Consider the following 21,444-nt stretch of genomic DNA (forward strand, 5'->3'; position numbering starts at 1 on the left):
AATGAGGGGAGGATCGCATGGCAAACGCAGCCACTGCTTCCAAAATGACTGTTTCCGCAACGGATGTCGCGGTTGAAATCACTGGAATGAACAAGTGGTACGGGGACTTCCACGTCCTTCGTGACATCAACCTGAAGGTTATGAAAGGCGAGCGCATCGTCATTGCCGGCCCGTCGGGCTCCGGCAAGTCGACGATGATCCGCTGCATCAATCGCCTCGAAGAGCACCAGAAGGGCAAGATCGTCGTTGACGGCATCGAGCTGACCAACGACCTCAAGAAGATCGACGAAGTGCGCCGCGAAGTCGGCATGGTGTTCCAGCACTTCAACCTCTTCCCGCACCTGACGATCCTCGAAAACTGCACGCTTGCGCCGATCTGGGTGCGCAAGATGCCGAAGAAGCAGGCGGAAGAAATCGCGATGCACTTCCTGAAGCGCGTCAAGATTCCCGAACAGGCGAACAAATATCCGGGCCAGCTCTCTGGCGGTCAGCAGCAGCGCGTGGCGATCGCCCGCTCGCTGTGCATGAATCCGAAGATAATGCTGTTCGACGAGCCGACTTCGGCGCTCGACCCGGAAATGATCAAGGAAGTGCTCGACACGATGGTCGGCCTCGCCGAGGAAGGCATGACCATGCTCTGCGTGACCCACGAAATGGGCTTTGCCCGCCAGGTCGCCAACCGCGTGATTTTCATGGACCAGGGCCAGATCGTCGAGCAGAACTCGCCGGCCGAGTTCTTCGACAATCCGCAGCACGAGCGCACCAAGCTCTTCCTCAGCCAGATCCTGCACTAGGATCGGCAGACGCCTTCACAAGGAAGCCCGTCTCATCGAGGCGGGCTTTTTCTATTCGGATTGCTCGGTCCTATTCAACGCGATAGCGCAAAGTGCCGACGGACCAGTGAATAACGCGGCGGTCGAGGTCGCCAGTCCAGGTCTTCTGCAATCGTGCAACGACTTCGCTTAAGGTTTCCCGCGCGTCCAGCTCGATCTTCAACCCGCGCGCTTTCGGAGCGACGTCAGCCAGATCGATGGCATCGCTGACCACGAGTGCAACGAAGGCACTCTCGCCCTCGCCTGACGCTTCGAAATCGAAGCCATAATAGTCGTCAGGTAATGTCAGAGGCACGTCTGGCGCAAGCGCCGTGATCTTCTGCGCGAACTCGTTCGGGAAGAGCTGCGTCGCCTTGCCCTGGCTGTTCACGTCGAAGAGCAGCAGGTCGCCGCCGGTCCGGCTGGTGACTGTCAGCTTAAAAACGTCGCCGGCCTTCATGGTCGTGGGTCGGTCTATGACGAGTTTCACTTCGCCGGTCTCGGTCTTGCCGAGGATGTCACCGACCGCGTTGACCGCATCGGAGTCCTGATAGGTCGTCGGCGTCCCACTTGGAGCGCTGGATTGCTGGTAAGTCCCCTGCCCGTTGCCACCCGCACCGAGCTTTTCGGGTGCGCTTGCACTCTCGCCAAGCGTCTGCGCCTTGCTTTCCAATTGCGGGTCGAGATTGCCGCATTTTTCCTGCGAGGAGCAGTAAGCGGTCGACTGCACCTTTACTAATTCGAGCAGTTCGGCATTGCTCGTCAAGCCGTTGCCGTTGGCGTCCGCCGCATTGCCGGTCTGGCCAGCGACGAAAGCCGCGGTGAACACGCCGTGCCGATCTTCGACGGGAAGCCGCACATCGTCCCAGGCCACCTGGTATGGAGCGGCCGCGCTCCAGGCGGTCACGCCCGATTCCACCAGCTTCGGCTTATCGACGACGGCAAGATCGATCCTGAGGCCGCGGGTCAATGCCTGCTCAACCGGCTTGGCATGCGGGCGCGGCAGGAAACGAGCGCCCTCGATGCCCGACGAGACGTCGGCGGAAAGCGAACGAGAGATCGTGCCTGAATGGCAGGCATCAATCACCATCGTCACCGCCCGCCCCTGCAGCCGTTCCAGGATCCGGTCGATCTCATCGTCGAGGATCGCGCCTTGCCAGTCCGTTTCACCGGAGACGATATCGACGGGCGCCAGCGCCTCGTCCAGTCCATCCTGCTCGTCGCCATCTGCATCCGTCACCTGAAGGCCGTGACCGGAAAAGTAGATGTAGACGCGATCGCCGGGTCCGGTTGCTTCGACCAGCCACGTGTTCATGGCCGAGAGTATCCCTGATCGCGTCGCCTGCTCCTCCTTCAAAATGCGGATCGAGGACGGGTCGAAACCAAGTTTTCCCGTCAGCAGGCCCTGCATTGCCACGAGATCGTTCTTCGGACCTTTGAGTGCGAATTTTGGCGACAGGCTCGGGTAGCTGCCGACACCGATGAGCAAGGCCCGGTCGCCGGCCACGGCCGGAGCCGCAAGCAAGGCGAGCCATGCCACCACAGAAAGCGCCGCGGTACACCACGACTTGCCACGCGCGCTCATTGGCCCCGGTCCCTCGTGTAAAGCGGTTGGATGGCGATGGTGCTTTCGCTGCCTTCCAACCGTGTTTCAAGGAGGCGCAGAAGCGCTGCGGCATCGAGCTTCGAGTTGGAGAAGGCCGCCGCAATGGCGTCGATCGGCGCATTCGTCGAGATGGCGACCAGGTGATCGGCGCCGAAGGGTTTCACCACCTCCAGGCCCTGAAGCTGAAACGCGTGGCTGCCGGTACCGGCAATCTGCGCATCGAGAAGCTGTGCTTCGCCGGTATTCGCCAGATTGAAAACCAGCATGTTGGCGTAGTCGCCCTGCGCCGCCTTGAAATTCAGCCTGTCGCCTGCCGCGTAGATGTCTTTCAACGGCGTGAGCGAAACGCTGCCGGGGCTCTGCGTCGCCAGGACCTTCAGGAAATCGAGCAGGATAAACTTGTCGACGGCGCCCTGGAGCAGGTCCGACGCGATATGTTCTCCGGCGACATCGCCGTTCGGCGTGTAGAACACCCCGGTGGCAGCATCCCAGCGGTAGGGCACACCATTGCCGCCGAGATTGTTGAGCGGCGGCGCCGTACCGGTGACGCTGAGCGCCAGTTTCCCCGTCCAGCCCATTTCACGCGGCGACTTCAATTTCGCTCCGGCGTCGCCTGTCGCGCCCGCGCCGATGGTCGCGCTTCGCGGCAGGGACAGGACAATCTCCTTGTCGGAGCGCGGCACTTGCGGCGTGAAGTTCGGCATCTGCAGCGCTTCCGACTGAAGTTTGACGTTGGAGAAGACATAGTCCTCGAGCTCGATGCGCGAGATCCGGCCATCGCCGTCGCGATCCGCAGCCCCCTCTATGGCGCGGGCAAAGCTCCAGCTCAGGGCCCCGCGCGGCTCTCCACCGATCACCACTTCCGGCGTCGGCTGGCTTTCGAGCGACGCGGCCAGGATCGTCACGCGAGACAGTTCCGCTTCCTTCACCTTCGCACCCTTGAGCGCCTCTTCGGACGGCGGCGGCACCTTCGCACGCACGATCGGCGCAAGCCGCGTTTTACCGGAAATGGAACGGTTCATGCCGCCGGAAAAGCAACTGTCGGAAAGGAACAGAACCTGAATACCTTTGGCCTCCGCTTCCGCGAACCAGGCGTTCAGCTCGTTGTCGACAATGATCTCCTTGCTGGTTTCTTCCTCGCGGCTCCTGTCGAAGCCGGGCAGTTCCAGGAACTCGTCCAGACCGTCTTCTTCGCTGCCCGCAATCAACTCCGGCATCTGCGCGCCGTGCCCGGCATAGGTGAAGACGATCGTATCGCCGCGGGCTGCACCGGCGACCAGTTCGGTCCAGGCGGAGCGGATGGCGTCCTTCGTCGCCTGCTCATTGATGAACTGCCGTATCGTGTCGACCTTGGCCGCCTTTAGCGCCTGCGCGACATCGCGTGCATCCTTCACTGCGCCGTCGAGGCTCACTTCATGCGGATAGGCATCCACCCCGACGACCAGCGCCGACGTCGCCGCGAGGACGGGGGGCACGGGCAGGACGAACAGCACCGTCGAAAGCAGGATTCTGTGCAACACAACTAGTTCCCCACGTCCACTTCCACCCGCCGGTCGAGCTGGTGCAGCATCGCCTCGTCGTAGGCGCTCGGGTCATCCGGCTTGAACGGCTCTTCCTCGCCCTTGCCGACGGCTGTCCAGGTACCCGGATATCCGGCATCCACAAGGTAATGCGCCAAGGCCTCGGCGCGGGCGATCGACAATGCCTTGTTCGCCTCGGTCGTGCCAACCGGATCGGTATGACCAATCAGCGTGATTGCCGGCGGTTTCGCCGACTTCAGGCATTCGAAAAGATCCTTTGCCGACTGCAATCCCTCGGGCGTGAACTCGGCTGTTCCGAAGACGTAGCGCACCGGGGTGGCCTTCTTCTTGATCGAGACGCCGCGATAGGAGAACTTGCAGGCGCCGCGCGCGGCGAGCTTGACGGGCTTGGTTGCCGCGAGCCGCATCTCCGAGGCCAGCCTGTCCAGCCGCAGGATGTAGTCCTTGTCCGGGGCCATCCAATCGGGCGTCAGTTCTTCGTTCGCGGTATCCTCGAGCGCCTGTTGATAATAGGTCGCCGCCGCCTCATAGTCCCGGCGCTCCCGGCTGATGTCGCCGAGCGCATCGAGGATCTGCCACGGGCCGCCGGCGTCTCTGCTCGCTGTCGTCAGATCGCCTTCGAAGCTTTCGAGCTTGGCGCCCTGCCCCACGGCAGCCGCGACACGGTTGAAGGTTACCAGCGCCACGACGCGACGCGTCAGCGCGATCTCGGTTGGCGAGCATCCCGCCGCTCTCTCCGGAGCAGCGGCAGCGCGTGCGGCGGCCTCAGCGCCGCTGTTCAGCGCTTCGGACGCCTGGCGAAGACCATCGCAGGCCATCGCGGGCGCGGCGACTGGCAGCACCATTGCCGACGCGAGAATAAGAGACCGGATCACCTTTGCCATTGTTCGCTCGTCAGTTCCTGATCTCGAAGGTCACCATCTGAACACTGCTGGCCCCAGCATCGCCCTGGGCCTGTTTGGCCAGGTTGATTGCCAGCCCCCTTGTCGGTGGCAACCTCGACCTCGCGACGTAGTCCCGCGCCTTCTCCACGGTGAGCCTCTGATCGCCAAGCCCGCCGACACGGCAGAAGGCCAACATCGACTCGGATGGCGCGGGGGTGTCGAACGTCAGCGTGCCCGTCCCCGGCTGCGGGATAAGGCGCCGTTCGCCCGGCTGCAGGGTGATGTTGCCGATCATCACATCCGGGACGACCTCGACATTGCCATTCTCCTCGACATAGAGGATCTGCAGCTCGCAGGCTTGGTTGGCGCTAAGCTCGAAAGAAAGCTGATCGCCGACTTTCGCCGTCGTCGACTTCACGTTGAGCGCGAGCGCGAGCTTGTTGCCAGCCGCCGCATCCTCCTTGCGATAGGCAGGCACGGCAGCCACGATCGATTGCGGCTTGGCGTCCACCGGTTGCTCGGAACCGGCAACGACGATCGCTGCGGTATCCAGCGGACGACGCTGCAGCAACGGCTCCAGCAGCAAGGCATATTGCTGCTCGACCTCGTTGCGCGGGATCGTTCCGCCTGCTTCAAGCGTCGTCACCCAATCGAGCCCCAGGCGCAAAACATCCGTATTCGTCACGCGCTTGATCGCATCGGAGAATTGCTTCGGCGTCATGTCGAACTCGGCCGCCAAACCGTCAAAATCGAGCTCGTCTTCGTATTTGTCCGCGAAGTAGGTGATGATCTCTGCATCGCCTGGCGCGTGCTTGCTCTGGAGACCGCCATCCGGCGTCGGCTCGGTGACACCCAGCGCCTTCAGCGCATTGACGAAACGCTCGCGGTCGTTCCGATAGGCCTCGTCCAATTCCTCCTGCTTCACATACATGGCGAGCAGCACGTCCTGCTGGTCCTTGCTGAACAGCGTCGACGTCTCGATATGTTCACGCAACTGATCGCGCTTCGACAGAATGCCGTCGGCGTGGCAATCGACGCAGGATCGTGCATTGATGATCTCGACGCCCTTGCCGATCGGCCGCTTGCGGAACGATACGATCGTCGTCGGTCCGACATCGAGTTGCTTGCCCGCCGCATTCGAAAGGTAATAGCCCTGCAGTCCGTTCGGAAGCGAGAAGATCATCTCACCACCGTCGTGCTCAAAAGGCAGCAGCCCCGCGTCGAGGGGAGCGAGTTCCTTCGGCCCGTGCGGGAAGCGCTTCAGCACCTGCTTGCCCAGGTCGCCACCGAAGTCATAGGATTTCCAGTAGTAACCACCAAAGGGCATGTCGTGCCGTTCCAGCATGCGATTGTGGTCGGACACTCCGGATGAGCCGTCGGCGAAACCGGCGCGCAGGACGTTGCGCTGGCGAATGTTGTCGGCCACGTCGATCTTGAAGCGCTTTTCGAGTTCGCTGATCTCGGTCGGTAGCCGCATCAGCCGGTTGTAGATCTCCGGCCGGGCGCCATTGCTCATGAACCAGTCGATCCTCATGATCGGCAATTGCGTCGCCGTCTCCTTGGAAAGTGCGGCCAGCGACGCATCGCTCTCAGGGTCGACACCGTAGAAATAGCGCTTGATCAGGAAGTCGTAGTCCGCGGTTTCCCATTGCAGCTCGCGCAAATCGACACGCACGAGCAACCCGTTGGTGCCATCGACTTCGGTCGGCAGGACCAGTTTCGGACCGTAGGAGAGTGAATTCAGCAGTTTCTTGAAGCCGCCGGCGAGCACGTCCATGCGCTTCATGAAGGTCTCGTCGTCCTCGCAGCCCATCATGCCGTTATATTGGTCGCGGTAGGAGAAATAGCGCATGAACGGACGGTCGAGTTCGTTGACCTTGTCGATGTCCTTCAGCGCCGCCTCGACGAACTGGCCATAGCTCTGCATCGGGCGGGAACGGTCGGGCTTGGCCGCCGCCGTTTGCGGCAGGCTCTTCTCACTGAGAGAATTGATCCAGTCCTCCAGCACCTTGATCTCTTCGGCCGAGGGCCGCTTGCCGAGGGGCATGCGGCCGCTAACGACGGTCGTATAGAGGCGTGACTTCGCCGCGTCGCCCGGCGCCACGAAATTGGCATCCGCGCCGATCGAAGCGAGGTCGCCGGCGGGGTAGCTCCCCTGCGAACTTTCGCCCGGCCCGTGGCAGTTGCGGCAGTATTTGCCGATGAAGGCATCCGCCTGCTGTGCCAGAGCCGCATTGTCGCCACCGAGCGCTTCCGCTGCCGTGTTTTCTTTGCAGACGGCGGTCACAGATTGCGCCACCGGCGCCGGCGCCTTCACCTCGCGGTCGGAGAGGAAGGCGTAGATCGCCCGGCGGTCTTCCTCCGTCAGAACGCTCAGGCCCTTGGCGATGCGCCGCATCACGGGACCGCTGACCGGCGCGCCCGAGAGTTTCTTGCCTTCGTCGATCAGGCCCCTGGTGAACACATCGGGCGAAGCAAGCCCCGCCATCTTCGCCTTGCTGATATCCGGGGCGACCGCACCCGTCAGATCCTTTTCACCCTGGTAGGCGCGCTCCAGATCGAGCCCGTAGGTGGTGGTGCGCGGGGTGTGACAATCACCGCAGCCGCCGACGTTCTCGACAAGGTAGCGGCCGCGCTCGGCTTGCGTCTCCTCCCGCGGCTGATAGCCCGGCACCGTGAAGTGACTGCGCTTCCACAGCGTGATCGTCGTCTGACGACTGAAGGGGAAGGCGATCTCGTGTTCCTTCGAGGCGGCGTCAGACCGCGGCAGTGTCTCGATATAGGCCTTGATATCGAGCGCATCCTCCGGCTTCATCCCGCCATAGGATGTATAGGGCATGACCGGATAGAGATTGTTGCCCTCCCGGTCGAGACCGACCAGCACCGCGTTCAGAAACTGGGCGTTGGTCCAGCCGCCGATGCCGTTGGCGTGGGGCGAAATGTTCGGCGCATAGAATGTGCCGATCGCCGTGTTCATCTCCATGCCGCCGGAAAGCAATTCGGTATTGTCGCCGGATCCGTGGCAGGCGCCGCAGCCCGCGGCATTGAACACGTATTTGCCATTGTCGACATTGGCCTTGTAGGTCGAAAACGCGTCGTCGGCGAAGGCGTCGCGCGCTTCGGCAAGGGCGGGACAGAGCAAGACGGCGGCGGCCAACGCCGCCAACGAGAATGCCAGTGGTCCCCGGCCGAGGCCGGCTCTTGGCGAAGCACTCTCTCCTTTTGCCTGCAGACCGCGCATGAAAGCCTCTCCCTAAAACAATAGAATCGCTACTGAAATCTGCTGTCTATCGAAACTGAAATTGCTCGAATTCGACCCGACGCGGCCTCTTGCCAAGATCTTTCAAGCCCTTGACGATTGCTTCCCTCAGTGGCGGCGGACCGCAGAACCAAAGGTCGGCCTCCGCCGGATCGATCGCGCTTCCGGTCGCCAGCTTGGCAGCGTCCAAGCGCCCGTCCACGGAAGAATCGTGCAGGACAAAACTGAAGTTTCCGAGCTTCTGCGCCTGCCCCTCGAAGGTCTCCAGGCCGATCGCTTCTCGCCTGTCGCGCACGCAGTAGACCATGTGAATCTCCTGCCCTTCATCGCCCTTCAAGTGCCGGGCCATTGCCAGAAACGGCGTGACGCCGATGCCGCCGGCGAGCCAGATCTGCTTCTTGCCGCCGCGGCGATGGTTGAAGCGACCATAGCCGCCTTCGAGCTTCAGCCGATCACCGACCGCGACACCATCGCGCAGCGCCTGCGTGTAGTCGCCGAGCGGCTTGATCGCGAAGCGGACGATACCGTCAGCCTCGATGCCGGCGATCGTAAACGGATGCGGCTCGCGCAGGCCCGGCTTCATGACACGCAGGAATCCGAACTGGCCCGGCTTCGCTCGCATGGGCCGTCCGACCGGTCGCGCCGTGATCATCGTCGCTCCGTCATGCTTCGCCACCTCGAAAACTTCGTAGCCGCGGGTTCTGAGCCACGGCAGAAGCTGGGTGTAGGCATAGCTCAGGATGCCGAGCGCGGCGAAGGCATTGAGATAAACCGCCAGAAGTGCCGTGCCGTCATAGGGACGTTTGATGAACATCTGATGGAAGGCGACGAGAACGAAGAGCAGGCCGATCAGACGGTGCGTGTAGCGCCAGAGATGGTAGGGAATCTCGATCTTCGTCCTCGGGATGATTTTGACAATGCTAAGAACAAGTAGGATGACAAAACCATAGAACGCGTATTTTCCGGCAGAAGCAGCCAGCTGGTTCAAACCGCTCGTCAGTGCCAGGCCCTTGAAGTCCGGTTTCAGGAAATAATGGATGAGGATAAGGCACAGCACCGAGATGCCGATCCTCCGGTGGAAGTGGTAGACGCGATCGAGCCCACCGAACAAGGCTTCGACGAAAGGCGGGCGGGTCGCCATGAACTGGGCGATCGCCATGCCGACGAAGGCAGCGGACGACGCCATCAGCGAGAATGTCGTCAATGCATTGGTGTGGCTGACCGCCGGTACGGCCAGCAGCCCTGCGAGCACCATCAGCGACCAGACCAGAAACGCGCCCACTTGCATCTTGCGCCCCTCAACGCCGACGTCAGACGGTTGTTGCCAAGGGGAAGACTGACAAGCCCCTTACCATTCGTCAACATCAATCCCCTTGGAAACGGCCGATGAGCTTCCTTTATTCATGCCTTTGAAATTTGTGATATTTGAGCGATCGCTTAATTATATTTCTCAAGGCTCGCATCAGCTTGAGGGGCGATACAGAGATGCGACGATCGCCTTGCTTGCCTCCTTCTGAAAAATTGTGCAAGCTCCTGATATATCAGAAGCAAAGGAACGGCATGTCACTGCAATCCCATGCTCACCTCGCCTACCTCGCGCTCGAACGCCTCATCGTTACACTGAAGCTCGAGCCCGGCGCGCTGGTCACCGAGAGGCAATTGATCGAGCTCGCGGGGCTTGGCCGAACGCCGGTTCGCGAGGCGATCCAGAAGCTTGCCTGGCAGGGCCTGATGGATGTGCGACCACGCGTCGGCCTGCAGATCACCACGATCCGTCCCGACGATCAGGTCCATGTCATGCAGGCCCGGCAGAAGCTGGAGCCGCTTGCGGCCGCTCTGGTAGCGACACACGCGAGCGCCGATGACAGAAGTGCGATGAAAGCCTGCGGCGCGGAGATGGCCGCCTGCCTCGACTCAGGCGACATGGAGGGGTTCCTCGTGGCCGATAAGACCTTCGACGAACTGATGGAGGAGGCCTGTCCCAACCGCTTCCTGACTGCGGCGCTGGCGCCTTTGCAGACGCATGCGCGCCGGATCTGGTTTGCATCGTCCTCACCGGAGAAGATGGTGGGATCCGTCCGCCGCCATGTCATCGTGATCGATGCGATCGAGAGGGCTGACGCTCCAGGTGCGTCTGCAGCCATGACGGAGTTGATGAACTATCTCTCAGACGCCTGAAGATGCTTGAATGAACTCGAAGAAATCATCGCAAATACTTGCTTTCACAGTGATTTCTTCGCTTCAAATCCTTCAAACCACGCAGTTGGCATCATGCTTCCGGTCTTCAGGCGTCGTACATGCCAAGCGAAAGCCTCCTCAAGGATGTGAGGCGTCTGGCCACCGCGGGTCGCGACCGCACGTTCGAAGTAGTCTAGGAGCAATTCGCGGTAGGCCGGGTGGCAACAGTTGCTGATAACGACGGGCGCACGCTCCCGTGGCGCCAGCCCGCGCAGATCGGCAAGTCCGTGCTCGGTCACAAGAATATCGACGTCATGCTCCGTGTGGTCGACATGGGACACCATCGGCACGACGGACGAGATGGCGCCGCCCTTGGCAACCGACTTGGCGACGAAGATGGACAGGAAGGCGTTGCGGGCGAAATCGCCAGAGCCGCCAATGCCGTTCATCATGTCGGTGCCGCCGACATGGGTCGAATTGACGTTGCCGTAGACATCGAATTCGAGCGCCGTGTTGATGCCGATGACACCCAGGCGGCGAATGATCTCCGGATGGTTGCTCACCTCCTGCGGCCTGAGGACCAGCTTGTCCTTGTACGCGTCGATGTTGCGGAACACCCGATCGGCCCAAGCGCTGCTCAGCGTCATCGACGATGCCGAGGCGAAACTCAGCTTACCTGCCTCGAAGAGCTCGAACGTGCTGTCCTGAAGCACCTCGCTGTACATGCGCAGATCATGGAACGGACTGTCGACGAGACCGCTCAGCACTGAATTGGCAATGACGCCGATGCCGGCCTGCAGCGGATTGAGCGTCATGTCGAGGCGGCCTTTGCGCACCTCTTCCTGCAGGAAGCCGATCAGGTGGCCGGCAATCGCCATGGTCTCGGCATCCGGCGGCGATATGCGCGCAGCGCTGTCCTCTTTCTCGGTGATAACGATGGCGACGATCTTTTCGGGATCGACCGGGATATAGCGCGAACCTGCGCGGCTGTCGCAAGCAACGACCGGGATCGGCGTGCGGCTCGGGCGCTTCGCTGGAATGTAGATGTCGTGCAGGCCTTCGAGCTCGGGGCTATGGCTGAGATTGAGCTCGACGATCACCTTCTTCGCCAGGATCGCGAAGCTTGCGGAGTTGCCGACCGATGTCGACGGCACGATGCCGCCATCCTCGGTAATCGCCACCGCCTCGACCACCGCATAGTCGATCGGGCTGATCTGTCCGGAGCGCAACTGCTCGACGGTTTCCGAGAGATGCTGGTCGATGAACATCACCTCGCCACGGTTGATCGCGGCCCTCAAAACGGGATCGGACTGAAACGGCAGGCGCCGGGCAAGGACACCGGCTTCCGTCAGCGTCCTGTCGATGTCGTGACCGAGCGAAGCGCCGGTCAGCAGCGTGATGCGAAACTTCTCGCGCGCCGCACGTTCGGCCATCGCGAGCGGAACCGCCTTGGCATCGCCCGCCTTGGTGAAGCCGCTCATGCCGATCGTCATGCCATCTTTGATGAGCGCGGCCGCCTCTTCCGCCGTGGCGATGCGATCACGCAGTGGCCTGCAGCGAATCCTGGTCTCAAGGCTTGTTCGAATATCGCCGCTCATCGGGCACTCCCTGCAGAGCCCGCGGGGCTCACATCAGGACGGCGCGGGCTTGGTTCTGGTGCGCTAAATCTGCATGGCTGCACGCACACGTTATGAAGTTTTACGGAGGCACGATAGCCCTTGGCGAAGCTGCGCGACACGCAGAATGGACAGGGCCGAGCTACCGCAAATGCATAGCTCCACCACGCATCGCCACAAACGACGAAGGGCGCACCCAAGGCGCGCCCTTCAAACGATAAGACTGCACAAAAAAGGATCAGCCGACGAAGGCCCGCTCGATCACGAATTCGGCCGGCTTGTTGTTGGCGCCTTCGGTCAAGCCCGCAGCTTCGAGGATTTCCTTGGTGTCCTTCAGCATCGCCGTCGAGCCGCAAATCATGCCGCGATCGATCGCCGGATCAAGCGGCGGCAGGCCGAGATCGGAGAAGAACTTGCCGTTGACCATCAGGTCAGTGACGCGGCCCTTGAACGGATAGTCCTCGCGCGTGACTGTCGCATAGTGGCGCAGCTTGTCGCCGACGATCTCGTTCAGGAACTCGTGGTTGCGGATCTCCTCGACGAGGTCGAAGCCGTATTTCAGCTCGGCTACGTCGCGGCAGGTATGGGTGAGGATCACTTCCTCGAATTTCTCATAGGTTTCCGGATCACGGATCAGGCTTGCGAAAGGCGCAATGCCGGTGCCGGTCGAGAACATGTAGAGCCTTCGGCCGGGAACCAGCGCATCGAGCACCAGCGTGCCGGTCGGCTTCTTGCGCATCAGCACCTTATCGCCGGGCTTGATCCCCTGCAGATGCGAGGTCAGCGGGCCATCCGGCACCTTGATCGAGAAGAACTCCAGCTCTTCGTCCCAGGCAGGGCTGGCGATCGAATAGGCGCGATAGACCGGCTTGTCGCCGACCATCAGGCCGATCATCGCGAATTCGCCCGAGCGGAAGCGGAATTCGGCAGGGCGGGTCATGCGGAAGCGGAAGAGCCGATCCGTATAGTGCTCAACGCTCGTCACCGTCTCGACGTAAACGCCTGCCGGTGCCTGGATCGCGAAATCTTCCGTTTTTGCCGGAGCATTCATCTGGCTAAAGTCCTGTAATGATGACCCTGTTTATCAACAATGATCGGATATTCCAAGCCACGCGCAATGGGAAGGAAATCCCTTCCAAATATAGTCGCTTTCGGGGATTTCCGCGTGCTTCACACTGTCGCGGCTGATCGAGACTTAAGAAACCCGCCGCCAGCTATAGGATTTCGCGTCGGCGGAAGGCTTTGCCGTCGGCTGGTAGTGCACGGCGATGCCCGGCAGGCGTCCCTCTGCTAGGCGCTTAAGAGCCGTCGCATTGCTGACCGCAAAGCTGTCGACACCACAGCGCAGCATCAGCGGAATCTGGTCGATCAACACGTCGCCAACCGCTCTCACCTCACCGCCGAAGCCGAGCCGCGAACGCAGCAGCGACGCATGGCTGAAGGCGCGGCCGTCGTTGAAGGCCGGGAACGCCACCGCCACCAGGGCGATGCGATCGAGATGCGGCGCGAGCTTCGTCACGTCGTCCGCCGGTGCTATCACCACGCCGAGGCCGGTTTCGTCGCTCGTCTCCACCTTGGCGAGGAATGCGTCGAGGCCGACGATCGCCTTCTCGTTCGAGCCTGCCTTTGTTTCCTCGGTCTCGATGATCCAGGGATCATCGCCCACGAAGCCGGTTTCCTTCCAGATTTTCGTCATGTTCGTTCCTTGCGCCTCAGGCAGCTTCCTGCGCACTGCCGTAGAGCGCGTCCTTGAAGGGTTGCGGGCCGACGCGGCGATAGGCTTCGAGGAAGGTCTCTTGCCTGTCGCGGCGCAGTCCCAGATAGGTGTCGACGATCGTCTCCACCGCGTCGGTCACCTTCTCCGGCTCAAAGCCGCGGCCGATGATCTCGCCGATGGACGTGTTCTCGTCGCCGGAGCCGCCGAGCGTGATCTGATAAAGTTCCGCACCCTTTTTCTCGACGCCGAGCAGGCCGATATGGCCGACATGGTGATGACCGCAGGCGTTGATGCAGCCGGAGATCTTGATCTTCAGCTCGCCGATCTCGGCCTGGCGCTCGGGCGAACCGAAGCGGGTCGAAATCTCCTGGGCCACCGGAATGGAGCGCGCATTGGCGAGGGCGCAATAGTCCAGCCCGGGACAGGCAATGATGTCCGTGATCAGGCCGGCATTGGCGGTGGCGAGCCCTGCGGCGACCAGCGCACGGTAGACCGGCTCAAGATCGGCCAGCGCCACATGCGGCAGGATGAGGTTCTGCTCATGGCTGACGCGGATTTCGTCGAAGGCATACTCCTCTGCGATATCGGCAACGGCATCCATCTGCGCGTCGCTGGCGTCACCCGGAATGCCGCCGATCGGCTTCAGCGAGATCGTCACCATGCCGTAGTCCGGGTGCTTGTGCGGCTGCACGTTCTGCTGCACCCAGCGGGCAAAGTCCGTATCGGTTTTGTTCCAGCGTGCAAGGCTTTCCCAGCCCTCGGCGCGGTTTTCGAGGGTGGGCGGCGCGAAATAGGTGGAGATCGCCTGAATGTCGGTTTCCGGCAACTTGAGCTCGGTGTCCTTCAACGCCGCGAACTCGACTTCGACCTGGCGCGACAGTTCCTCGGCACCGGTTTCGTGCACGAGGATCTTGATGCGCGCCTTGTACTTGTTATCGCGACGGCCATGCAGGTTGTACACGCGCATGATCGCCGTCGTATAGGACAGCAGGTCCTCTTCCGGCAGGAAGTCGCGGATCTTCTTGGCGATCATCGGCGTGCGGCCCTGGCCACCGCCGACATAGACGGCAAAGCCGATGCGGCCGTTCTCGTCCTTCTTCAGGTGGAGGCCGATATCGTGGACCTGGATCGCGGCGCGGTCGCGCTCGGCACCGGTCACGGCAATCTTGAACTTGCGCGGCAGGAACGAAAACTCCGGATGCACGCTCGACCATTGTCTGAGGATCTCGGCGTAAGGCCTTGGATCGGCAACTTCATCGGCAGCCGCACCCGCGAAGTGATCGGCGGTAACATTGCGGATGCAATTGCCGGAGGTCTGAAGCGCGTGCATCTCGACGCTTGCCAGTTCCTGCAGGATATCCGGCGTGTCCGACAGGCGCGGCCAGTTGTACTGGATGTTCTGGCGCGTGGTGAAGTGGCCGTAGCCGCGGTCATACTTGCGCGCGATATGGGCAAGCATGCGCATCTGGCGGCTCGACAGCGTGCCATAGGGAATGGCGACGCGCAGCATATAGGCATGAAGCTGCAGGTAGACACCGTTCATCAGGCGCAACGGCTTGAAGGCATCTTCGGCGAGCTCGCCGCTCAAGCGGCGCTCAACCTGGTCGCGAAACTGCTCGACGCGGGAGGAAACGAAGGAATGATCGAATTCATCGTAACGGTACATCGGTTATCGGTTCCTCAGGCAGCGTGTTTCGGGCCGGCCAGGCCGTTGTAGCCGGCAGCATAGGGGATCGACGGGCCTTCGGCGCGGATACGCTCGCGCATGCGCAGGGGCCGAAGCGTGCCGTTGACCTCTTCGACATCGACGACGTTGGCGTCGACGACCTTGTTATCCTCAAAAGCCTGTTTGCCCGTGGCTTCGAGCGCCGTCACGGCCTCGGCATGGCGGGCGATGAAGGCATCCTGCAGCGATTCGACCCAGTTGCCTGCGGCATCCAGCCAGACGGAAATGCCGTCCGAAAGTCGATTTGCCGTCAAAACCTTGCTCACCATGACCTCTTCCTCAGTTCAAAATCTGTTCGTTACGCCCCAGGGCGATTTCAACGATTCTCTTGGCATCGCGTGCCTTGCCGACGACCAGCGGCTCGGACCGCTCGAAGTTGGCGCCGGCGACGGCATCGCCGATGATGACCATCACGGGACCCGAAAGCTCAGTCCGGTTTTCCAGGTCCGGAAGGTCCTTGAGCGTGCCATGCAGCAGGCGGCGATCCGCGCGGCTGGCATTCTCGATGACTGCGACCGTGGTTTCCGCAGGCAGACCCGCCTGCATCAGACGCCCGGCGACGGAGGCAGCGACCGTGCGGCCCATATAGACAGCGATCGTCGCGCCAGAAACGGCAAGCCGCGCCCAATCGGGTAGGACCTCGCCAGTCAGATCGTGACCTGTCGTGAAGACCAGCGACGATGCGACACCCCGAAGCGTCAGCGGCAGTTCGAAATCAGCGGCAGCGGCAAAGGCGGACGTGATGCCCGGAACAATATCATAGCTGATACCGGCTTCGCGCAGGGCCGCCATCTCCTCACCGGCGCGGCCATAGACCAGGGGATCCCCGGATTTCAGCCGAACCACGCGCTTGCCTTCGGCGGCGAGCGTCACGAGCAATTGATTGATCTCACCTTGAGACTTCGTGTGGCAGCCCTTGCGCTTGCCGACCGAGAGACGCTCGGCATCGCGGCGGCCCATGTCGACGATCGCCTGCGGCACCAGCGCATCATAGACGATCGCGTCGGCTTCCATCATCACGCGCTGAGCGCGCAGCGTCAGCAGGTCTTCGGCACCCGGACCGGCGCCAACGAGCCAGACGTGGCCCGGAGCCTTCTCGGGCGCATCGAGCAGACGTGACGCCTCACGGCGGGCAGCCGCCAGATCGCCACCGGCGACCTTATCGGCGACCGGGCCCTGAAAGAACCGGCGCCAGAAGAGCCGACGCGCCACGCCACGCGGCACCAGGCGATCAACCGCCTCGCGGTAGCTTGCCGCGAGCGAGGCGACGACTCCGAGCGACGGCGAAAGAAGCTGGTCAATCTGGGCGCGGATCATCTGCGCGAGCACAGGGCCCGCACCTTCCGTACCGATGGCAACGGCGACCGGCGCGCGGTTGACGAGAGCGGGGGTGAAGAAATCGCAATAGTCGGGCTGGTCGACGGCGTTGGCCGGGATCTTGCGCTCGCGCGCGGAAGTGACAATACGGCGATCCTCCGCGCCGTCGCCGGTTGCAGCGAAAACGAGGATGGCGCCGTCAAGCTGCTCGGCTGCGAAGGCAGCCCGAACATGTTCAACGCCGCGGTCGCGCAGATACTGTGCAAAATCCGCTTCAGGCTCATCGGCAAAGACGACGAGAGACGCTTCCGTGTTCAAGAGCAGCCGCACTTTGGCAAGGGCCTCGTCGCCATTGCCGAACACCGCCACGCGCTTCTGCGCGACGCGAAAGAATGCTGGGAAAACGGCGAGCTGCTGCGTCATGGTCTGGCAAACGGTTCCTTCTACAGGCTGCGCCGAATATCCCGCATGGGGCACGACATTTGAAGGAACAGAAATTTCATTGCCTTTCCGGGCACGTATTGTTTTGCTCGGTGGTGCATCATTTTGAGCAAATATCTCCGAGGTCACCAAAACGCCTGCCCTTCCGCAGCCATTGCGCCGCGGGGGCAACCTCCGTTAAATGCGGTCACTGACCCGCCGGAGATGCAAGACATGACCAATTCGGACCTCGCCGAACGGCTTTTGACCGTAATCGAGCAAGATATCCTGCCGCTCACCGAAAAGGGTGTCGCCGCCGGAAACAAGGTGTTCGGCGCCGCGATCCTGCGCAAATCCGACCTGTCGCTGGTGCTGGCCGAAACCAATAACGAGACGGAAAATCCACTCTGGCATGGCGAGGTTCATACGCTGAAGCGCTTCTACGAGATGGCCGAGAAGCCCGATACGCGCGACCTCATCTTTCTTTCGACGCACGAGCCCTGCTCCATGTGCCTTTCGGCCATAACCTGGGCCGGCTTCGACAATTTCTATTACTTTTTCAGCCACGAAGATTCGCGTGACAGCTTTGCGATCCCGCATGACCTCAAGATCCTGAAGGAAGTCTTCCGGCTGGAGCCGGGCGGCTATGCGCAGGACAATGCCTTCTGGCATTCGGCCTCGATCGCCGCGCTCGTCAGGGATGCCGACCCTGTGACCAAGGCGCGGCTCGCCGAACAAGATTCGCGCATCCGCGCCCGCTACCAGAGCCTTTCCGACAACTACCAGTCGGGCAAGGATGACAACGCCATTCCGCTGAACTGAGATCCATGGAACCTTCACGCGATATAAAACGCCTGCTCGATATCATGGCCGCACTTCGGCAGCCGGAAACCGGTTGCCCCTGGGACATCGTCCAGACCTTCGAGACGATCAAACCCTACACGATTGAGGAAGCCTATGAGGTTGCCGACGCCATCGAGCGCGGCGACATGCACGACCTTTGCGACGAACTGGGGGACCTGCTGCTGCAGGTGGTGTTCCATGCCCGGATGGCGGAGGAAGCCGGCGACTTTGCCTTCGGCGACGTCGTCGAAGCGGTCACCCGCAAGATGATCCGCCGGCATCCGCATGTCTTTGCGCGTTCCGATGCCGATACGCCTGAAGCGGTCAAGTTGCAGTGGGACGAGATCAAGCAGGCCGAAAAGGCTGAGCGGCAGGAAAAGCGCGCCAAGCGCGGCCTTCTTCCGGACTCCGCCGCAAGCCATCTCGGCTCGGTCCAACGCTCGTTTCCGGCACTGGTCGAGGCCCTAAAGCTGCAGGAACGGGCCGCCAAGGTCGGCTTCGACTGGTCGGAGCCCGAGCCTATTCTCGATAAGATTGAGGAAGAGATCGGCGAATTGCGTCAGGCGCTGCGCGAAAAGGACCGCGCCAAGGTCAGCGATGAACTGGGCGACGTGATTTTTGCGGTGGTCAATATTGGCCGTCATGTCGGGACCGATCCGGAAATGGCCCTTCGCGGCACCAACACCAAGTTCCGCCGCCGCTTCGCCCATATCGAGCGCGAACTCGGCGACGCCGGCGAGACGCTGGATGGCGCGACGCTCGAGCGGATGGAAGAGCTTTGGCAAGCGGCGAAGGCGATCGAGCGGCAACTCGGCTAAGGCAATCGGGAACGCATATATCCTATGCGTTCCCTCGCGCGAAAGCTGAGGTCAACAGTGAGCGAATCGGAGGAAGGCGCAGGCTTACCAGTCTTCCTCAACGGGCTTTGGCCCGTTTCCGAGGCGGCGTTCCAGATCGGCGGCCTCGTTTTCGGTCAGCCTGAGTTCAAGGCTCACACGCCCGTCCTCCAGGTCCTCACGGCCGTCGACGATGGCGTGCTGATAGACCCAGGGCAGAAGCTGCAGCTGATCGATGCCGAGCACGACGGTGCATTCGGTCAGCACGCCTGACAGGCGGCGACCAATTTCGCCGAGCAGCTCATCGACGCCCTCGCCGGTGATGGCGGAAACGGCGACCGTGTTGCCCGAGGTTGCCGCCTTGCTCTGCAGCGCCTCACGCGATTCGGCGTCGAGCCGGTCGATCTTGTTCCAGACCTCGATGAGCCGTTCGGAGGCTTCCTTCTCGTCGATGCCGAGATCGGCGAGAATGCGAAGCACATCGCTTGCCTGCGCCTGGTTGTCCGGGTCGGAGAGATCGCGCACATGCAGGATCAGGTCCGCTTCCAGCACCTCTTCAAGCGTCGCGCGGAATGCGGCGACCAAGTGCGTCGGCAGATCGGAAATGAACCCGACCGTGTCGGAGAGGATGACCATGCGGCCATGGGGCAGCTTCAAGCGCCGAAGGGTCGGATCCAGCGTCGCAAACAGCATGTCCTCGGCCAGAACGCCCGCCCCAGTCATGCGATTGAAAAGCGTGGACTTGCCAGCGTTGGTGTAGCCGACGAGAGCGACGATCGGATGCGGCACCTTCTTGCGCTTTGAACGGTGCAACTGCCGGGTCCGGCGGACCTGCTCCAATTCGCGCTCGAGCTTGACGATGCGGTCCTGCAGCAGGCGGCGGTCCGCTTCGATCTGGGTTTCACCCGGACCGCCCATGAAGCCGCCACCACCGCGCTGACGCTCAAGGTGCGTCCAGCTTCGGACCAGGCGGCCTTTCTGGTAATTGAGATGGGCGAGATCGACCTGCAGCGTGCCTTCCTTGGTGGAAGCGCGGCGACCGAAAATCTCCAGAATGAGGCCGGTCCGGTCGATGACCTTGGCGTTCCATTCTTTTTCGAGGTTGCGTTGCTGCACCGGCGTCAAGGGATGGTCGACGATGACGAGGCCAGCATCGAGATCAACGAGAATATGGCCGATTTCCTCGATCTTGCCGCTGCCGAGCAGCGTGCCTGGCTTGGGCTGCGACACCGGAACGATGACGCCATGCACGACTTCCAGATCGATCGCCATCGCCAGACCGGTCGCCTCTTCAAGGCGACTTTCGTCAGTACGCGTCGTTGTCGTCGAGAGGATCTCTGCGGACTGCCTTCCGGTCTTTTTCAAGACCGGAACGATGACGACCGCGCGCATGTCGTCGCGGAGCTTCTCGAGCTCCGGAATGATCGACGACGACTTTGAATCTCGCTTGGTAATGTGCCTAACGTCCCGTCAGGATGCAGCTTCTTCGTTCTCGAACATCTGCAGCGGCTGGCCGGGCATGATGGTCGAAATTGCGTGCTTGTAGACCAATTGCGAATGGCCATCGCGACGCAACAGGACGCAGAAATTATCAAAAGACGTCACGACGCCGGTGAGCTTGACACCGTTGATAAGAAAAATTGTCAATGAAATCTTTTGCTTGCGGACCGTGTTGAGAAAGAGATCCTGCAAGTTTTGAGAACGTTCCGCCATCGCGCCGCTTCTTTCTTATTTGCCGGCGTTTCGCGCCGGTGCATTTTTGTCGATATCTGCAATCAGAGGCGCCACAAGTACCTTCCCCGACACCTCTTTAAGTTTGGTATCAAATCAATGTCTTTTCCGCAACGCCGAAAAAGGCTTCACGAATATTCTGTGCTATGCTTCCCGGATGCCCATTGCCGATCGGTCTGCCGTCCACCGAAATGACCGGAAAGCAGATGCTGGTGGCAGCGGTAATGAAGACCTCGCGCGCCGCGAGCATTTCCTCGACTGAGAACGCTCTCTCCTCGACCTTGAGCCCAAGTGGCCCCGCCACATCCATCAAGGTGGTGCGGGTGATTCCCTTCAAGATTCCGTGCTCGGCCGGACGGGTGCGCAGGGTTCCGTCGCCATCGACGATCCAGACATTGGTCGCGGCGCCCTCCTTCACCGTGCCATCGGCGTCGACGAAAATTGCCTCCTGAGCACCCTCCTCCTGCGCCTTCTGGCGGGCGAGCACGTTGGGAAGGAGCCCGACGGACTTGATGTCCACCCGGTCCCAGCGGTTTTCCGGTACGGTGATCGCCGCGATCCCTTGCGTCGCCTTTTCGGCGATGGCCTCGGCATCGGTGCGCTTCGCCGTCACCACGATCGTCGGCATCGTCTCCTTGGCCGGAAACACATGGTCACGGCGCGCCACGCCGCGCGTGACCTGGATATAGAACAGACCATTCCGGACCCGGTTGCGCCGAACCACCTCTCGGATCACATGCACGAGCGCCGCCCGGCTCATCGGCCGGTCGATGCGCAGTTCACGAAGCGAACGGTCGAGGCGATCGAGATGCCGGCTGAGATCGACGATGTAACCATGGCGTATCTCACAAACTTCGTAGACGCCGTCCGCAAATTGATAACCGCGATCCTCGATATGGATGCCGGCGTCGGCATGCGGCACGTAGGCACCGTTGACATAGGCAATTCTCGGCATGGA

At 61.6% G+C, this 21,444-nt stretch carries 18 protein-coding genes; 4 read left to right on the forward strand and 14 right to left on the reverse strand.

Annotated features, from left to right (window positions below; translation table 11 throughout):
* Positions 1-17 precede the first annotated feature (17 nt).
* The gene (locus ACTJKM_RS11300; protein ID WP_057255718.1) at positions 18-794 is read left to right on the forward strand and encodes an amino acid ABC transporter ATP-binding protein; all 777 of its coding nucleotides are present in this window, start codon (positions 18-20) and stop codon (positions 792-794) included.
* A 70-nt stretch (positions 795-864) separates the two neighbouring features.
* Here the strand turns inward: ACTJKM_RS11300 and ACTJKM_RS11305 are convergent, their stop codons facing one another.
* From ACTJKM_RS11305 to ACTJKM_RS11325, 5 genes are read right to left on the reverse strand one after another with little or no spacing between them, the layout of a single operon-like run.
* A complete protein-coding gene (locus ACTJKM_RS11305; protein WP_058326641.1) occupies positions 865-2,397 on the reverse strand; it encodes a caspase family protein in 1,533 nt (510 codons plus the stop codon).
* On the reverse strand, positions 2,394-3,938 hold the full coding sequence (locus ACTJKM_RS11310; protein ID WP_112995905.1) for a caspase family protein: 1,545 nt from the start codon (positions 3,936-3,938) through the stop codon (positions 2,394-2,396). The genes ACTJKM_RS11305 and ACTJKM_RS11310 overlap by 4 nt, the downstream gene beginning before the upstream one ends.
* A 2-nt stretch (positions 3,939-3,940) precedes the next feature.
* Entirely contained in the window at positions 3,941-4,843 is a 903-nt protein-coding gene (locus tag ACTJKM_RS11315) for an OmpA family protein (RefSeq protein WP_058326643.1), read from the reverse strand.
* A gap of 10 nt (positions 4,844-4,853) precedes the next feature.
* Positions 4,854-8,084 (reverse strand): c-type cytochrome, encoded by a 3,231-nt coding sequence (locus ACTJKM_RS11320; RefSeq protein WP_058326644.1) that lies wholly within the window; start codon positions 8,082-8,084, stop codon positions 4,854-4,856.
* Between the two features lie 46 nt (positions 8,085-8,130).
* Positions 8,131-9,390 (reverse strand): ferric reductase-like transmembrane domain-containing protein, encoded by a 1,260-nt coding sequence (locus tag ACTJKM_RS11325; RefSeq protein WP_113131799.1) that lies wholly within the window; start codon positions 9,388-9,390, stop codon positions 8,131-8,133.
* Positions 9,391-9,662: 272 nt separating this feature from the next.
* Here ACTJKM_RS11325 and ACTJKM_RS11330 point away from each other — a divergent pair, with 272 nt between their 5' ends.
* Positions 9,663-10,280 carry a GntR family transcriptional regulator gene (locus ACTJKM_RS11330; protein ID WP_058326669.1) on the forward strand — a complete coding sequence of 206 codons (618 nt, stop codon included), beginning with the start codon at positions 9,663-9,665 and terminating at the stop codon, positions 10,278-10,280.
* Between the two features lie 44 nt (positions 10,281-10,324).
* On the opposite strand, the gene ACTJKM_RS11335 is transcribed toward ACTJKM_RS11330, so the two are convergent.
* The 6 genes from ACTJKM_RS11335 to cysG form a co-directional block, all read right to left on the reverse strand.
* A complete protein-coding gene (locus ACTJKM_RS11335) occupies positions 10,325-11,878 on the reverse strand; it encodes an acetyl-CoA hydrolase/transferase family protein (RefSeq protein ID WP_058326647.1) in 1,554 nt (517 codons plus the stop codon).
* A 256-nt stretch (positions 11,879-12,134) separates the two neighbouring features.
* A complete protein-coding gene (locus tag ACTJKM_RS11340) occupies positions 12,135-12,947 on the reverse strand; it encodes a ferredoxin--NADP reductase (protein WP_057255702.1) in 813 nt (270 codons plus the stop codon).
* 144 nt (positions 12,948-13,091) lie between these two features.
* Positions 13,092-13,592 (reverse strand): DUF934 domain-containing protein, encoded by a 501-nt coding sequence (locus ACTJKM_RS11345; protein WP_057255700.1) that lies wholly within the window; start codon positions 13,590-13,592, stop codon positions 13,092-13,094.
* A gap of 16 nt (positions 13,593-13,608) precedes the next feature.
* Complete coding sequence (locus ACTJKM_RS11350; protein WP_058326648.1) at positions 13,609-15,279, reverse strand: nitrite/sulfite reductase; 1,671 nt, start codon at positions 15,277-15,279, stop codon at positions 13,609-13,611.
* Positions 15,280-15,293: 14 nt separating this feature from the next.
* The gene (locus ACTJKM_RS11355; RefSeq protein ID WP_058326649.1) at positions 15,294-15,608 is read right to left on the reverse strand and encodes a DUF2849 domain-containing protein; all 315 of its coding nucleotides are present in this window, start codon (positions 15,606-15,608) and stop codon (positions 15,294-15,296) included.
* 10 nt (positions 15,609-15,618) lie between these two features.
* Positions 15,619-17,079, reverse strand: coding sequence for a siroheme synthase CysG (gene cysG / locus ACTJKM_RS11360; RefSeq protein WP_058326650.1), 1,461 nt, complete (start codon positions 17,077-17,079; stop codon positions 15,619-15,621).
* Between the two features lie 231 nt (positions 17,080-17,310).
* Between cysG and ACTJKM_RS11365 the strand changes: the two genes are divergently transcribed.
* Both ACTJKM_RS11365 and mazG read left to right on the forward strand, forming a co-directional pair.
* Positions 17,311-17,898: a deaminase gene (locus ACTJKM_RS11365; RefSeq protein WP_058326651.1), complete on the forward strand. Its 588-nt coding sequence runs from the start codon at positions 17,311-17,313 to the stop codon at positions 17,896-17,898.
* 5 nt (positions 17,899-17,903) lie between these two features.
* Complete coding sequence (gene mazG, locus ACTJKM_RS11370) at positions 17,904-18,737, forward strand: nucleoside triphosphate pyrophosphohydrolase (RefSeq protein WP_058326652.1); 834 nt, start codon at positions 17,904-17,906, stop codon at positions 18,735-18,737.
* An 84-nt stretch (positions 18,738-18,821) separates the two neighbouring features.
* Here mazG and hflX read toward each other — a convergent pair whose 3' ends face one another.
* The 3 genes from hflX to ACTJKM_RS11385 form a co-directional block, all read right to left on the reverse strand.
* The gene (gene hflX / locus ACTJKM_RS11375; protein ID WP_058326653.1) at positions 18,822-20,147 is read right to left on the reverse strand and encodes a GTPase HflX; all 1,326 of its coding nucleotides are present in this window, start codon (positions 20,145-20,147) and stop codon (positions 18,822-18,824) included.
* Positions 20,148-20,225: 78 nt separating this feature from the next.
* Positions 20,226-20,468 carry an RNA chaperone Hfq gene (hfq, locus tag ACTJKM_RS11380; protein ID WP_003535434.1) on the reverse strand — a complete coding sequence of 81 codons (243 nt, stop codon included), beginning with the start codon at positions 20,466-20,468 and terminating at the stop codon, positions 20,226-20,228.
* Between the two features lie 109 nt (positions 20,469-20,577).
* Positions 20,578-21,441 carry a D-amino-acid transaminase gene (locus ACTJKM_RS11385; RefSeq protein WP_058326654.1) on the reverse strand — a complete coding sequence of 288 codons (864 nt, stop codon included), beginning with the start codon at positions 21,439-21,441 and terminating at the stop codon, positions 20,578-20,580.
* Positions 21,442-21,444: the final 3 nt, after the last annotated feature.

It is taken from the genome of Ensifer sp. 22460 (assembly GCF_052044935.1).
GTDB lineage: Bacteria > Pseudomonadota > Alphaproteobacteria > Rhizobiales > Rhizobiaceae > Ensifer.